Below are 13,446 nucleotides of genomic sequence, written 5' to 3' on the forward strand. Positions count from 1 at the left end.
GCAGGCCACCCCATGAGCGCGCCAGCTCCCACACCACTGACCGCGAACCGTTATTGAAGGGAGTCCCCCATGCTCGTGTCGCGAGGCTCGCCATGGTTATTGCTCGTCATGCTGCTCGGCGGCGCGCTCCCGGCCCATGCCGGCCTGTTCTACGCGCCCCCCGCACCGCAAGAAGACACCCCCAGGATGAGTGGCGAGGCCGAACTCGGCTATACCCACCTCTCCGGCAACAGCAACAGTCAGACACTACTCGCCAAGGGGCGCCTCACCTGGCTGAGAGGGCGCCATACGTACACCCTGCGCGGCGAGACACGCAGCGTGCAGGAAAACGACGATACAAGCACCGAACAGTACATGGCGGCCGGCCGCACGCGTTACGAGCTGCAAGGCCCACATTACCTGTTCGGCTTCGGGCGCTGGGAGAAGGACCGCTTCAGCGGTTACGACTACCAGTTCACCACCATCGGCGGCTATGGTCGTCAGTGGCTCGATGGTCCGACGCATATGTTGTCGACGGAATTCGGCCCGGGCTATCGTCACGATGCCTATCAGGATGGCAAGGACGCCGACCTCGGCCTGGCCTATGCCGCGTTCGACTATCGCTGGAACATCTCGGAGAACGCTTACTTCGAGCAGGCGATCTCTACCGAGGCGGCTGCCCCCAACACCACGACGCGCTCGATCTCGTCGTTGACCGCCCAACTCAATTCACACCTGGCGCTCAAGATGTCCTATGAGATCAAGAACAACACGGACCCGCCGGACGACGCGTCAGCCAATACCGATCGCACCACCTCGATGTCACTGCTTTATAGCTGGTAAGTCCAGCATGCGCCTGTCCACGACCTAAAAAGGGCCGCTCCCGGAGCGGCCCTTCCTCGAACATCATGCCCGTTCGACGCACCTATAGTGGGCCGTAAACGTCCTTGATGCTGGTCAACGGATAGTGAGCCGGATAAGGCTTGCGCGCCACGCCGGTATCCACCGCCGCTTGTGCCACTGCCGAGGCGACTCGATCAAGCAGACGTGAATCCAGCGGCGTAGGAATGATGTAGCCGCGCCCGAACGCCAGCGACGCGATACCGTAGCCATCCAGCACTTCGCGCGTCACCGGCTCACGGGCCAAGTCCTTCAAGGCATGCACGGCCGCCACTTTCATTTCTTGATTGATACGCGTAGCGCGCACGTCCAGCGCCCCGCGAAAGATGAACGGAAAGCCCAAGACGTTATTGACCTGATTAGGATAATCGGAACGCCCAGTGGCCATGATCACGTCATCGCGCGTCTCGTTCGCCACGTCCGGATGAATTTCCGGATCCGGATTGGAGCAGGCAAAGACCACCGGATTCGCTGCCATCCTCTGAAGCTGCTCGGGCTTGAGCAAGTTGGGCCCGGAGAGCCCCACGAAAACATCGGCTCCGTCGATGGCGTCATCCAGCGTGCGGCGCGTGGTTTCGGTGGCGAACATCGCCTTGTACTGATTGAGGTCGTCGCGCTCGCTGTGCACCACGCCCTTGCGATCGAGCATGAAGATATTCTCGGCGCGCGCACCGCACGAGACCAGCAGCTTCATGCAGGCGATGGCGGCCGCGCCTGCGCCCAGGCAAACGATCTTGGCTTCTTCGAGACGCTTGCCGGCGATATCCAGCGCATTGAGCAGCCCTGCCGCCGTGACGATGGCCGTACCATGCTGATCATCGTGGAAGACCGGAATGTTGCACTGCTCGATCAGCGCCTGCTCGATCTCGAAGCATTCCGGCGCCTTGATGTCCTCGAGGTTGATACCGCCCCAGGTATCGGCGATGCGAGCCACGGTGTCGATGAAGGCCTGCGGGCTTTCGGCGTCGACCTCGATATCCACGGAGTTGATCCCCGCGAAGCGCTTGAACAGCACGCCCTTGCCTTCCATGACTGGCTTGCTTGCCAACGGACCGAGGTTGCCCAAGCCGAGGATCGCGCTGCCGTCGGAGACCACGGCCACCAGGTTGCCCTTGCCGGTATACAGATACGCGTTTTCCACATCCTTGGCGATCTCGCGACACGGTTCGGCTACCCCCGGGCTATAGGCCAGGGCCAGATGTTTCGACGTTTCGGTAGGCTTGGTCAGTTCGACGGATAATTTGCCGGGAATCGGCTTGGCATGATAGTCCAGCGCTGCCTGTCTTTTTTCGTCACTCATGAGCTTTTTCCAGTCATCTGCATGGAGGCATGATCGCCAGAATATAGAAAAAGATTCCGCCAAACAACTTAACCCAAGTTCGCGACAGTAAAGGCTTTTAAGCGACCGTTTGAAGCAATTAACAGCCATTTGCCGAAACTTATGCCTGATTGAGCAGGCATAAAACAAACCTTATCGGAGCGCTCTTTTCGACTTCCAAAAATAAAAAAACCCGCCGGAGCGGGTTTTCTCGAATGCCGATGCATCACCGGCATATCGGTTCTTGCTGGTCTCAGTTGCGCTTGAGCGCTGCACCGAAACGCTTGTTGAAGCGCTCGACACGCCCCCCCGTGGTCGCCTGCTTCTGCTTGCCGGTATAGAACGGGTGGCACTGTGAGCAGACATCAAGGTAGAAGTCGTCTTTGGCCGTGGAGCCCAGAGAGAAGGTCGCGCCACAAGAACACGTGGCAGTGACCTTCTTGTATTCGGGATGGATCGCTTGTTTCATTTTGCCGCCTCACGCTATGGTGCGCCGCCACCTGGTCGATGCCAGGCACCGCACACGGGTTGATAAAGATGCAACCGATTGATTCGGCATGCGACCCCGACGATACTCGCCAGGGCCCAACGCCGAAGGGCCGCGCATTATAGCAGTGCCATGATATCGCTGAAAAGACGCGTGGCGCCTGCAACGCCATGTGTCACCGCCTTTTCGGAGGACTCTTGTCGAGCACCGACCATACGCCACGCCTACTCAGGGTCGCCCTGCCCACGCCCTTGCGACGCCTCTTCGACTATCGCCCCTGTCGCGAGGCGCCCGCCTGCGGATGGCGCCCGGGAATTCGCGTCAAGGTGCCATTCGGGCGCCGCCAGTTGATCGGCGTGGTGGTCGAGTGCCCCGAGCGCAGCGACGTACCGGACGCGCAGCTCAAGTCCGTGCTGGCGTGTCTCGACGAGGCCCCCCTGCCCGACGACTGGTGGTGGTTGTGCCGCTTTACCGCGCGCTACTACCAGCATCCACTCGGCGACACCATCGCCCAGGCACTGCCCGTCGCCTTGCGCCAGGGGCGTCCCTTGCAGGCGCGCCACCAGGAACGCTGGATAGCGCGCGATGCCGCCACTCCCACCCTCGAGCGTGCGCCCCGACAGGCCGAGCTGTTGGCGATGCTGCGCCAGCATCCGCGTGGTTTGATGACGCGCGCGATCACCGCGCAAGGCTTCACCCGCGCGCAGCTCGAAGGCCTGCAGGCCAAGCATCTCGTCGAGCGCCACGAAGAACGCCTGACGGCCACCGAGGAAGAATCCGGCTCGCGGCTCGCCGAGCCCTCGCTACCGCTCAACCGTGAGCAGGCAAGCGTCCTTGCCGAGATTCACGAAGGTCTCGAGCGCTATCATCCATGCCTTCTGCATGGCGTCACCGGCAGCGGCAAGACCGAAGTCTACCTGCAACTCATCGAAGCGGTGCTTGCGCGGGGTCGCCAGGCGCTGGTGCTAGTACCGGAGATCGGCCTGACACCGCAAACGCTGACCCGTTTCCGGCAACGCTTTCGGGTCCCGGTAGTGGCCCTGCATTCAGGACTCACCGACCTCGAGCGTCTGGATGCCTGGGATGCCGCACGCACCGGCCGGGCGCCGATCGTCATCGGCACGCGCTCGGCGGTCTTTACCCCCCTGGCCGCTGCCGGGGTGATCGTCATCGATGAGGAACACGACGGCTCCTTCAAACAACAGGAAGGCCTGCGCTACCACGCCCGTGACCTGGCCATCGCCCGTGCCCACCGCGACAACATTCCCATCGTGCTGGGCAGCGCCACACCGGCACTCGAGACGCTCGCCCAGGCACGCAGCGGCCGTTACCGGCATCTGCGCCTGACGCAACGCGCCAACCGGCACGCGCCAGCACGCCTGGAGCTGACCGATCTGCGTGGACGTCACCGCCAGGGCGGCTTGATCGCCCCTGCCATCGAGACAATCCGGCAGACCCTGAACGCGGGCAACCAGGTCCTCGTCTTCATCAACCGGCGCGGTTTCGCGCCCACCCTGGCGTGCCACGCCTGTGGCTGGCTGGCCGAGTGCCGGCATTGCGATGCCCGCATGACGCTGCACCGCCAGCCCCAGGAACTGGTCTGCCATCATTGCGACTTCCACCGAGCACTGCCCGACGCCTGCCCGGAGTGCGACAGCGGCGACCTGCGCCCCTTGGGCAGCGGCACCGAACGTACCGAAGAAACGCTGGCCGCCCTCTTTCCCGAGACACCCGTACATCGAATCGACCGCGACAGCACGCGTCGCAAACAAGCCTTCGAGGATATTCTACGCGAGATTCGCCGCGGCGAGCCCAGCCTGCTGGTCGGCACCCAGATGCTCGCCAAGGGCCACCATCTGCCGCATGTCACGCTGGTGGTCGTCGTCAACGCCGACGCCGGCCTCTACGCCAGCGACTTCCGCGCCCTCGAGCACAGTGCCCAACTGCTGGTGCAAGTCGCCGGTCGCGCCGGCCGTGCCGAGCATCCGGGCCGCGTACTGGTCCAGACCCTGCATCCCGACGACCCCAATCTGCGCCTGCTCGCCGACCGCGGCTATGAAGCGCTCGCCGGTCAATTGCTGGAAGAACGGCGCCTGGCCGGCCTGCCGCCCTATCGTCACCTGGCCCTGGCGCGCTTCGAGGCCGCGCGCGAGGAACACGTCGCCGAATTCGCCACTGCTGCCGCCGAGGCACTACGCGAATGGCTCACCACCCAGGACGCCTCGGTTACCTGTCTGGGGCCGGTGCCGGCCCCCATGGAGCGGCGCCAGAACCGCTACCACATGCAGCTGATGCTCGCCGACATACGGCGTAGTGCCCTGCACCGCGCCTGCGCCTGGCTCGTGCAATGGCTAGAGAGCCATCCCGATAGTCGCCGCGTACGCGCCTCGCTGGACATCGACCCCAAGACACTGACGTGATCCCTGCCACAGGGCGTCACGCCGCCCCACCGTCACCAGCGACAGCCACAGACACATGGCATCGCTGGGTTTAAAGGCGACGGCCAATCGCCGATAATGGACCACCCAACGCTCTTAGCGCAGCCTGGCGCTCGCCGGCCTGTCGCGCGCCAGACACAGGACATCGGAATTTCATGAAAGAGACGATCATCGCACTGCTCGACGCGGCCGGTACGCAGCTCAAGCAGCAAGGCATTCTGCCCCACGACACACCGCTGGACATCAAGGTCGAGCCCACCAAGGACAAGGCCCATGGCGACTACGCCAGCAACCTCGCCCTGACCCTGGCCAAGCCGGCCGGCCGCAAGCCTCGCGAGCTGGCCGAGGCACTGGTGGCGGCACTTCCGGAAAGCACCGCCCTGCGCCAGGTCGACATCGCCGGCCCCGGGTTCATCAACTTCTTCGCCGCCACCGACGCCGTGGCGCAGATCGTGCCCAGCATTCTCGACGCCGGCGATACCTACGGACGCAGCCTGAGCGGCCAGGGCCAGAAGGTGCAGGTGGAATTCGTTTCCGCCAACCCCACCGGGCCGCTGCATGTCGGCCATGGTCGGGGCGCCGCCATCGGCGACTGCCTGTGTCGACTGCTGGAGGCCACCGGCTTCGAGGTCACCCGCGAGTTCTACTACAACGACGCCGGTGCCCAGATCCACAACCTCGCGCACTCGGTGCAGGCCCGCGTCAAAGGCCTCACGCCGGAGGCCGCCGAGTGGCCCGAAGACGGTTATCGCGGCGACTACATCATCGATGTCGCCAACGCATACCTGGCCGGCGAGACGATCACCGCCGATGACCGCGAAGTCACCGGCAAAGGCGACCCCGACGACCGCGACGCCATCCGCGATTTCGCCGTCGCCTACCTACGTCGCGAGCAAGATCTCGACCTCAAGGCCTTTGGCGTGACCTTCGACGTCTATTTCCTGGAGTCTTCGCTCTACGACGACGGCAAGGTCGAGGCCACGGTGCAGGCACTCGTCGACGGCGGCCACACCTATGAAGAGGACGGCGCCATTTGGCTGCGCACCACCGATTTCGGTGACGACAAGGACCGGGTGATGCGCAAGAAGGACGGCGGCTACACCTATTTCCTGCCGGACGTCGCTTATCACCTCGACAAATGGCAGCGCGGCTTCACCACCGTGATCAATGAGCAGGGTGCCGACCACCACTCCACGGTCACCCGCGTCCGCGCCGGCCTACAAGCGCTGGAAACCGGCATCCCCCAAGGATGGCCGGACTACGTGCTGCACCAGATGGTGCTGGTCACGCGTTCCGGCGTCGAGGTCAAACTCTCCAAGCGCGCCGGTAGCTACGTGACGCTGCGCGATCTCATCGACGAAGTCGGCCGCGATGCCACGCGTTTCTTCCTCGCCGCCCGGCGTGCCGATTCGCAGTTGACCTTCGACATCGACCTGGCCCGCTCGCAGTCCAACGACAATCCGGTCTACTACATCCAGTATGCGCATGCGCGCGTGTGCAGCATGGTGCGGCGTGCCGAAGCCGATGAAAAACCCTTCGACCATGCCCTGAGCATGCACCACCTGAGTCGACTCGACGCCGAGCAGGAAAAGGATCTGATGAATCGCCTGGCACGCTATCCAGAGGTCGTCGAACGCGCCGCCCGGACTCGCGAACCGCAGCAGGTCGCCCAGTATCTGATAGATCTGGCCGCCGATTTCCACACCTGCTACAACGCCGTCAAGGTCATGGTCGACGACGCTGAACTGCGCAATGCGCGGATGGCACTAGGGCTGGCCACGCGCCAGGTGCTGCGCAACGGCCTCGACCTCATGGGCGTCAGCGCACCCGAGGAGATGTAAGCATGGCTCGTCGTCCCGCCCAGAATCAGAAAGCTCAAGGCAGTCGCCGCCCTGCATCACGCGGCGCCACCAGCCGCAAGCGTCAGACCAAGTCCTCGCGCGCGGGGTTGCCGGCCTGGTTGTGGGGGGTGGTCGGCTTGATCGCCGGCTTCGTGCTTGCCCAGTATTTCCAGCAGACGGCCCCATCGCCGGTGGCCACGATCGTGCCCAAGCCTTCCAGAAGCGCTGCGCCGAGCGATGGCACCAGCCGCAAGGGGGCTTCCGACGACGCCACCGGCCAGGCTGCGTCGGGCGCTTCCGAGCCGCGCATGCCGACCTTCGAATTCTATACCTTGTTGCCGGAATCGGAAGTCATCGCGCCCAAGGTGGATCGCACCACGGCGCCCCCCAGTAGCAGCGGCGAGGACGCGGCGGCCTCAGACGACAAGCGTGCCGACGACGTGGTCGCCGATCCGTCCGCCGATGGGCTCAAGTACATGCTGCAGGCGGCCTCGTTCCGCAACGTCGCCGATGCCAAGCGTCTGGCGAGCCGGTTACAGGACCTCGGGCTGATCGCCAAGATCACCACGGTCCAGACCGCCAGCGACGAAATCTGGCATCGTGTACAAGTCGGCCCTTACCAAGACACACATGAACTGACGCGCGCCCAGGACTTGATGGTGACGCAGGGCATCGAACCATTGCTGATCAAACTGCAGGACTGACGGGGTGTCCGTGTGGCTTGATTTCCCTGCATGCCGCCCGCATTACCGTGGGCATCATGGCCTTCGTCGCCGCCGTTTTATCGCCTGGGCGGCCACGAGCGCCTCGGCCATCAAGTCAGCGGGTGTCCGACACCCCACAAGGAGTTTCCATCCATGACCACGATCGTATCCGTACGTCGCGGCGAACATGTCGCCCTCGCCGGCGACGGCCAGGTCTCGCTCGGCAACACGGTGATGAAAGGTAACGCCAGCAAGGTACGCCGCATTCACCACGGCAAGGTGCTGGCCGGTTTCGCCGGTGGCACGGCCGATGCCTTCACCTTGTTCGAACGCTTCGAGGCCCAGTTGGACAAATACCAGGGGCATCTGGTCAAGGCCGCCGTCGAGCTTTCCAAGGAGTGGCGCACCGACCGTGCCCTGCGGCGTCTGGAAGCGATGCTTGCCGTGGCCGACAAGAATGCCTCACTGATTCTCACCGGTAACGGCGATGTCGTCGAACCCGAGCGCGGCATCATCGCCATCGGCTCCGGCGGCCATTACGCCCAGGCCTCCGCACGCGCCCTGCTCGAGAACACCGATCTCGACGCGCGCACCATCACCGAGAAGTCGCTCGAAATCGCCGGCGATATCTGCGTCTTCACCAATCAAAACATCACCCTCGAGGAGCTGTGAGCCACGCTCACCGCGCCCGGGCAGCATAGGGCTCCGTCATGACACAGATGACTCCCCGCGAGATCGTCCACGCACTGGACCAGTACATCATCGGCCAACAGGAAGCCAAGCGCTCCGTCGCCATCGCGCTGCGCAACCGCTGGCGTCGCATGCAGCTCGACGACAGCCTGCGCAACGAGGTCGTCCCCAAGAACATTCTGATGATCGGGCCCACCGGGGTCGGCAAGACCGAGATCGCCCGTCGCCTGGCCAAGCTGGCCGGCGCGCCGTTCATCAAGATCGAAGCGACCAAGTTCACCGAAGTGGGCTATGTCGGCCGTGATGTCGAATCGATCGTCCGCGATCTGGTCGAGATGGCCATGAAGATGGTCCGCGAACAGGCCAAGGAAGAAGTCGCCCACAAGGCCGAGGATGCCATCGAAGAGCGTATCCTCGACGCGCTTCTGCCTCGTCCGCGCGGCAGCGAGTACGACCATGCCCGTGACGACTCGTCGACGCGCCAGACCTTTCGCAAGAAACTGCGCGAAGGTCAGCTCGACGACAAGGAGATCGACATCGAGGTCACGCCCCAAGGGGGCAGCTTCGACATCTCCGCGCCGCCGGGCATGGAAGAGATGACCAGCCAACTGCAAAGCATGTTTTCCAACATGGGCAAGCAGAAGTCTGAGTCGCGCCGTGTGACCGTCAAGGAAGCCCGGCACCTGCTGCACGATGAAGAAGCCGCCAAGCTGGTCAACGAGGAGCAGATCAAGCACCGCGCCATCGAGGCGGTGGAGCAGAACGGGATCGTCTTTCTCGATGAGATCGACAAGGTCGCCAAGCGCGGTGACTCAGGCAGCGGCGGCGATGTCTCGCGCGAAGGCGTGCAGCGCGATCTGCTGCCGCTGATCGAGGGGTCGACGGTGTCCACCAAGCACGGCATGGTCAACACCGATCATATTCTGTTCATCGCGTCAGGGGCGTTCCACCTTTCCAAGCCCTCGGATCTGATCCCCGAACTGCAGGGTCGCCTGCCGATCCGTGTCGAGCTGCAGGCCCTGACACCGGCCGACTTCAAGCGTATCCTCACCGAACCGTCTGCGGCACTGACCAAGCAGTACCAGGCACTGCTCGCCACCGACGGGCTGGACGTGAATTTCACCGAGGAAGGCATCACCCGCATCGCCGAGATTGCCTGGCAGGTCAACGAAGGCACCGAGAACATCGGCGCCCGGCGCCTGCATACGGTGATGGAGCGCCTGCTCGAAGAACCGTCTTTCCAGGGCGGCGACATGGCCAGCCCGCTGACCATCGACGCCGCCTATGTCGACGAGCAACTCGGCGAACTGGCCACCGACGAAGATCTGTCGCGGTACATTCTCTAAGACGTGTGCTTCGGGCTTCGGGCCACGAGCCGCTCGAAGCTCGAAGCTCGAAGCTCGAAGCTCGAAGCTCGAAGCTCGAAGCTCGAAGCTCGACAATCAGCATGCTGCTCTCCACGCTTGAGTTAAGCGTTTTGCTCATGCATCCAGCCGCGCAGCGGCGCTCTTCCAGCTTCAAGCTCACCGGAGGTGTTTATGTCCGCACCCGTTCCCACGCGCATTCACTATCATCAGAAGGCCCGCGAGCTCGAGCTCGGCTATGCCGATGGCACGTCCTACCGCTTGCCGGCGGAGCTGTTGCGCGTGTTCTCGCCCTCCGCCGAGGTTCGCGGCCACGGCCCGGACACCGCCGTCCTGCAGGTTGGCAAGAAGGATGTCGGCCTCAAGAACATCACCCAGGCCGGGCGTTATGCCCTCAAGCTGCACTTCGATGACGGCCATGACAGCGGTCTGTACAGCTGGGACTACCTCTATGAAATGGCCCGCCATCAAGAACAGTGGTGGGCCGATTACCTGCGCCGTCTCGAGGAGGCGGGCGCCTCGCGCGAGCCTACCACCATCACCATCAAGGAGTTATAAGGCCACCAGGCGTGGCGACAAACGCCGGGGGCGACGTTACAATGCAGCCCCACTTCCACGCACCGCGCGGGCATTCCACGCCTGCCCAAGGAAAGGTCATGGACAAGCGCACGACCCACTTCGGTTATCAGGAAGTTCCGGTCGAGGAAAAAGCCGACCGGGTGGCGCAAGTCTTCCACTCGGTCGCCGCCCGCTATGACGTCATGAACGATCTCATGTCGTTCGGCGTGCATCGCCTCTGGAAACGCCTGACCCTCGAGCGCGCCGGCGTCCGCCCCGGTCATCACGTGCTCGACATCGCCGGTGGCACCGGCGATCTGGCGCTCAAGTTCTCGCGCCTGGTGGGTCCCCGCGGTCGCGTGGTGCTGGCCGACATCAACGCCTCGATGCTGCGTGTGGGCCGCGACAAGCTGCTCGACAATGGCGTCGGCGACAATGTCGACTACGTGCAGGCCAACGCCGAAACGCTGCCCTTCGCCGACAATAGCTTCGACTGCATCACCATCGCCTTCGGCCTGCGCAACGTTACCGACAAGGAGGCTGCACTGCACTCCATGGCGCGCGTGCTCAAGCCCGGCGGTCGTCTGCTGGTGCTGGAGTTTTCCAAGCCGGCGAGTGCCGTGCTCTCGCGTCTCTACGACGAATATTCCTTCCGCGTCTTGCCACGCATGGGCGAATGGGTCGCCCAGGACGGCGAGAGTTATCGCTACCTGGCCGAATCGATCCGCATGCATCCCGACCAGGAAACCCTCAAGGCGATGATGGAAGGCGCGGGGCTCGAACGTGTCGAGTACACCAACATGACCGGGGGCGTTGTCGCCCTGCATCGTGGCATCAAACTATGAGGCCGTCATGCCGGTGATGTTCACTTCCCTGCTGGCCAGTGCGGAAACGCTGATCAACGGGCTGCTCGCGCACGATCCCGCATCGCCCTCACGATTGGCGCGCCTTGCCGGACAACGCGTATCACTGCGCCTGGAGCGTCCGGCGCTGGCCGTACTGGTGCATTTCGACAGCCACGGCATCACCCTGCTCACCCAGCACGACCCTGCTGAAGCCGATAGCGACGTGGTCGTCGAACTGGACACCGAGACGCTGGGCGCCCTGCTGGGTGGCGAACGCGTCGAGGCACTGATGTTTGCCGGGCGCCTGTCGGTACGCGGCCGCACCCATGTACTGGAACGCGCCAGTCAATTGCTCAGCGATCTGGAGATCGACTGGGAAGCCGAACTGGCGAACTGGCTGGGCGATATGCCGGCACATAGCCTTTCGCAGGGCCTGCGGCGCCTGAATAAATTCGGCCTGCGCACGCGCGGCGAATTGCAACGCGACGTGCATGAATACCTGACCGAGGAAGCGCGGCTACTGCCCAGCCGTACGCAATGGGAAATCGCCCGCGAGCACCTGACGCAGTTGAGCCTGGCCACCGATCGGCTCGAAGCACGCCTGGACCGGCTAGTCCGCGAGATCGAGCGTCGCCGACAGGAGGAGCACACGTCGTGAGTTTGCGGCTGTTTCGCATCGCCTGGGTCATCGCGCGCTTTCGCCTCGACACGTTGATTCCTGCCGATCGCCTGCCCGGGGTTCTGCGGTTCTCGATGAAGCTCTCGCCGCTACGCCTCCTGCCCACCGGCCCCAACACGCGTGGCAAGCGCCTGCGCTTGGCACTCGAGGCGCTCGGACCGATCTTCGTCAAGTTCGGCCAGATGCTCTCCACGCGGCGCGATCTGCTGCCGCCGGACATCGCCGATGAACTCCGACGCCTGCAGGACCAGGTGCCACCATTCCCCGGCGAACAGGCCCGCGCACTGGTCGAGGAAGAGCTCGGCATGGACATCGACGCCGCCTTCGCCGACTTCACCCGCGAGCCGCTCGCCTCGGCTTCCATCGCCCAGGTCCACGGCGCACGCCTGCACAGCGGCGAAGACGTGGTAGTCAAGATCATCCGCCCCAACATCGATGGCGTGATGCGCAAGGACATCGGGCTGTTGTATACGTTCGCGCGCCTGCTCAAACGCGTTCCCGAAGCCAGGCGACTACGCCCCGTCGAGGTGGTGGCCGACTACGAGGCCACGCTTTTCGATGAACTTGACCTGCACAAGGAAGCCGCCAACACCTCGCAACTCAAGCGCAACTTCCGCGATTCGCCGCTGCTTTACGTGCCGGCGATCCACTGGTCGCTGACACGCAAGCAGGTGATGGTCCAGGAACGTATCCATGGCATGCCAGTGGCCGACATGGACGCCTTGCAGGCCGCCGGCATCGACTTGCGCCGACTCGCCGAGCGCGGCGTGGAGATCTTCTTCACCCAGGTGTTCCGCGATAATTTCTTCCACGCCGACATGCATCCCGGCAACATCTTCGTGTCGACCGAGACCCCTCACGATCCGCAGTACATCGCCATCGACTGCGGGATCGTCGGCAGTCTTACCCGCGAGGATCAGGATTACCTGGCCCGCAACCTGCTCGCCTTCTTCCGCCAGGACTACTACGAAGTCGCCGTGTTGCACATCGAATCGGGCTGGGTCGGCGAGGACACCCGTGCCAACGAGTTTGCCGCCGCCATTCGCGCCGTCTGCGAACCGATACTCGAGAAACCGCTCAAGGACATTTCCTTCGGTCAGGTCCTGCTGGGACTCTTCCAGACCGCGCGACGCTTCAACATGGAGGTTCAGCCGCAGCTGGTGCTGCTGCAGAAAACCCTGCTCAACATCGAGGGGCTGGGTCGCCAGCTCTATCCGGACCTGGATCTGTGGAGCACCGCCAAGCCCTATCTGGAACGCTGGATGAAGGAACGCGCAGGGCCCCGCGGCTTCTGGGACGCGCTGACCAAGCATGCCCCGGAACTCTCGCGGCAATTGCCCGAGCTGCCGGTGCTGGCACATCAGGCGCTCGCGCGCAGCGAAGACAGCCACCGCCAGCATCGCCAGCAGACCGAGGCCCTCAATGCCTTGCGCCGCCGACTGCGCGGGACCGGCGCCCGGGCGCGGCGCTTGCGCTTCGGCGCCTTGCTGCTGGCCCTGGCCCTGGCCTGGCAACCCCTATGGGAGTGGTCGCAATCCCAGCCTTGGCCGGTGCTCGCCGCCGCCGCGCTCGGCCTGCTATTGATTGCCTGGCGTTAATCCATCAGGGCGCGATGTTGCTGCTATCATTCACCCACCATTCTC

12 protein-coding genes are annotated in these 13,446 nt (G+C 63.8%); 10 read left to right on the plus strand and 2 right to left on the minus strand.

Going from position 1 to position 13,446, the window contains the following annotated elements; genetic code table 11:
• Window positions 1-69 precede the first annotated feature (69 nt).
• Entirely contained in the window at window positions 70-822 is a 753-nt protein-coding gene (locus C8E00_RS05900; protein ID WP_133695631.1) for a DUF481 domain-containing protein, read from the plus strand.
• Window positions 823-904: 82 nt separating this feature from the next.
• Here the strand turns inward: C8E00_RS05900 and C8E00_RS05905 are convergent, their stop codons facing one another.
• Together C8E00_RS05905 and rpmE are read right to left on the minus strand one after the other, a co-directional pair.
• Window positions 905-2,179 (minus strand): malic enzyme-like NAD(P)-binding protein, encoded by a 1,275-nt coding sequence (locus tag C8E00_RS05905; RefSeq protein ID WP_133695633.1) that lies wholly within the window; start codon window positions 2,177-2,179, stop codon window positions 905-907.
• A gap of 271 nt (window positions 2,180-2,450) precedes the next feature.
• Window positions 2,451-2,666, minus strand: coding sequence for a 50S ribosomal protein L31 (rpmE, locus tag C8E00_RS05910; protein ID WP_133695635.1), 216 nt, complete (start codon window positions 2,664-2,666; stop codon window positions 2,451-2,453).
• A 215-nt stretch (window positions 2,667-2,881) separates the two neighbouring features.
• Here rpmE and C8E00_RS05915 point away from each other — a divergent pair, with 215 nt between their 5' ends.
• The 9 genes from C8E00_RS05915 (at window position 2,882) to ubiB (ending at window position 13,401) form a co-directional block, all read left to right on the plus strand.
• The gene (locus C8E00_RS05915) at window positions 2,882-5,104 is read left to right on the plus strand and encodes a primosomal protein N' (RefSeq protein WP_287709675.1); all 2,223 of its coding nucleotides are present in this window, start codon (window positions 2,882-2,884) and stop codon (window positions 5,102-5,104) included.
• A gap of 173 nt (window positions 5,105-5,277) precedes the next feature.
• A complete protein-coding gene (argS, locus tag C8E00_RS05920) occupies window positions 5,278-6,963 on the plus strand; it encodes an arginine--tRNA ligase (RefSeq protein WP_133695640.1) in 1,686 nt (561 codons plus the stop codon).
• A gap of 2 nt (window positions 6,964-6,965) precedes the next feature.
• Entirely contained in the window at window positions 6,966-7,667 is a 702-nt protein-coding gene (locus C8E00_RS05925; protein WP_133695642.1) for an SPOR domain-containing protein, read from the plus strand.
• Window positions 7,668-7,820: 153 nt separating this feature from the next.
• Window positions 7,821-8,339 carry an ATP-dependent protease subunit HslV gene (gene hslV / locus C8E00_RS05930; protein WP_133695644.1) on the plus strand — a complete coding sequence of 173 codons (519 nt, stop codon included), beginning with the start codon at window positions 7,821-7,823 and terminating at the stop codon, window positions 8,337-8,339.
• Window positions 8,340-8,377: 38 nt separating this feature from the next.
• The gene (gene hslU, locus C8E00_RS05935; protein ID WP_133695646.1) at window positions 8,378-9,703 is read left to right on the plus strand and encodes an ATP-dependent protease ATPase subunit HslU; all 1,326 of its coding nucleotides are present in this window, start codon (window positions 8,378-8,380) and stop codon (window positions 9,701-9,703) included.
• 192 nt (window positions 9,704-9,895) lie between these two features.
• Window positions 9,896-10,279: a gamma-butyrobetaine hydroxylase family protein gene (locus tag C8E00_RS05940; protein ID WP_133695648.1), complete on the plus strand. Its 384-nt coding sequence runs from the start codon at window positions 9,896-9,898 to the stop codon at window positions 10,277-10,279.
• A gap of 98 nt (window positions 10,280-10,377) precedes the next feature.
• Window positions 10,378-11,124, plus strand: a complete 747-nt coding sequence (gene ubiE / locus C8E00_RS05945) for a bifunctional demethylmenaquinone methyltransferase/2-methoxy-6-polyprenyl-1,4-benzoquinol methylase UbiE (RefSeq protein ID WP_133695650.1) — start codon at window positions 10,378-10,380, stop codon at window positions 11,122-11,124.
• 7 nt (window positions 11,125-11,131) lie between these two features.
• Window positions 11,132-11,782 carry a ubiquinone biosynthesis accessory factor UbiJ gene (locus C8E00_RS05950; protein WP_133695653.1) on the plus strand — a complete coding sequence of 217 codons (651 nt, stop codon included), beginning with the start codon at window positions 11,132-11,134 and terminating at the stop codon, window positions 11,780-11,782.
• The gene (gene ubiB / locus C8E00_RS05955) at window positions 11,779-13,401 is read left to right on the plus strand and encodes a ubiquinone biosynthesis regulatory protein kinase UbiB (protein ID WP_133695655.1); all 1,623 of its coding nucleotides are present in this window, start codon (window positions 11,779-11,781) and stop codon (window positions 13,399-13,401) included. The genes C8E00_RS05950 and ubiB overlap by 4 nt, the downstream gene beginning before the upstream one ends.
• Window positions 13,402-13,446: the final 45 nt, after the last annotated feature.

Source organism: Chromohalobacter marismortui (assembly GCF_004364315.1).
Classification (GTDB): domain Bacteria; phylum Pseudomonadota; class Gammaproteobacteria; order Pseudomonadales; family Halomonadaceae; genus Chromohalobacter; species Chromohalobacter marismortui.

What these genes read in the sequence shown, in the direction of transcription:
- C8E00_RS05900 (WP_133695631.1), top strand. Translation starts at nt 70, where the DNA reads ATGCTCGTGTCGCGAGGCTCGCCATGGTTATTGCTCGTCATGCTGCTC.
- C8E00_RS05905 (WP_133695633.1), bottom strand. Translation starts at nt 2,179, where the DNA reads ATGAGTGACGAAAAAAGACAGGCAGCGCTGGACTATCATGCCAAGCCG.
- rpmE (WP_133695635.1), bottom strand. Translation starts at nt 2,666, where the DNA reads ATGAAACAAGCGATCCATCCCGAATACAAGAAGGTCACTGCCACGTGT.
- argS (WP_133695640.1), top strand. Translation starts at nt 5,278, where the DNA reads ATGAAAGAGACGATCATCGCACTGCTCGACGCGGCCGGTACGCAGCTC.
- C8E00_RS05925 (WP_133695642.1), top strand. Translation starts at nt 6,966, where the DNA reads ATGGCTCGTCGTCCCGCCCAGAATCAGAAAGCTCAAGGCAGTCGCCGC.
- hslV (WP_133695644.1), top strand. Translation starts at nt 7,821, where the DNA reads ATGACCACGATCGTATCCGTACGTCGCGGCGAACATGTCGCCCTCGCC.
- hslU (WP_133695646.1), top strand. Translation starts at nt 8,378, where the DNA reads ATGACACAGATGACTCCCCGCGAGATCGTCCACGCACTGGACCAGTAC.
- C8E00_RS05940 (WP_133695648.1), top strand. Translation starts at nt 9,896, where the DNA reads ATGTCCGCACCCGTTCCCACGCGCATTCACTATCATCAGAAGGCCCGC.
- ubiE (WP_133695650.1), top strand. Translation starts at nt 10,378, where the DNA reads ATGGACAAGCGCACGACCCACTTCGGTTATCAGGAAGTTCCGGTCGAG.
- C8E00_RS05950 (WP_133695653.1), top strand. Translation starts at nt 11,132, where the DNA reads ATGCCGGTGATGTTCACTTCCCTGCTGGCCAGTGCGGAAACGCTGATC.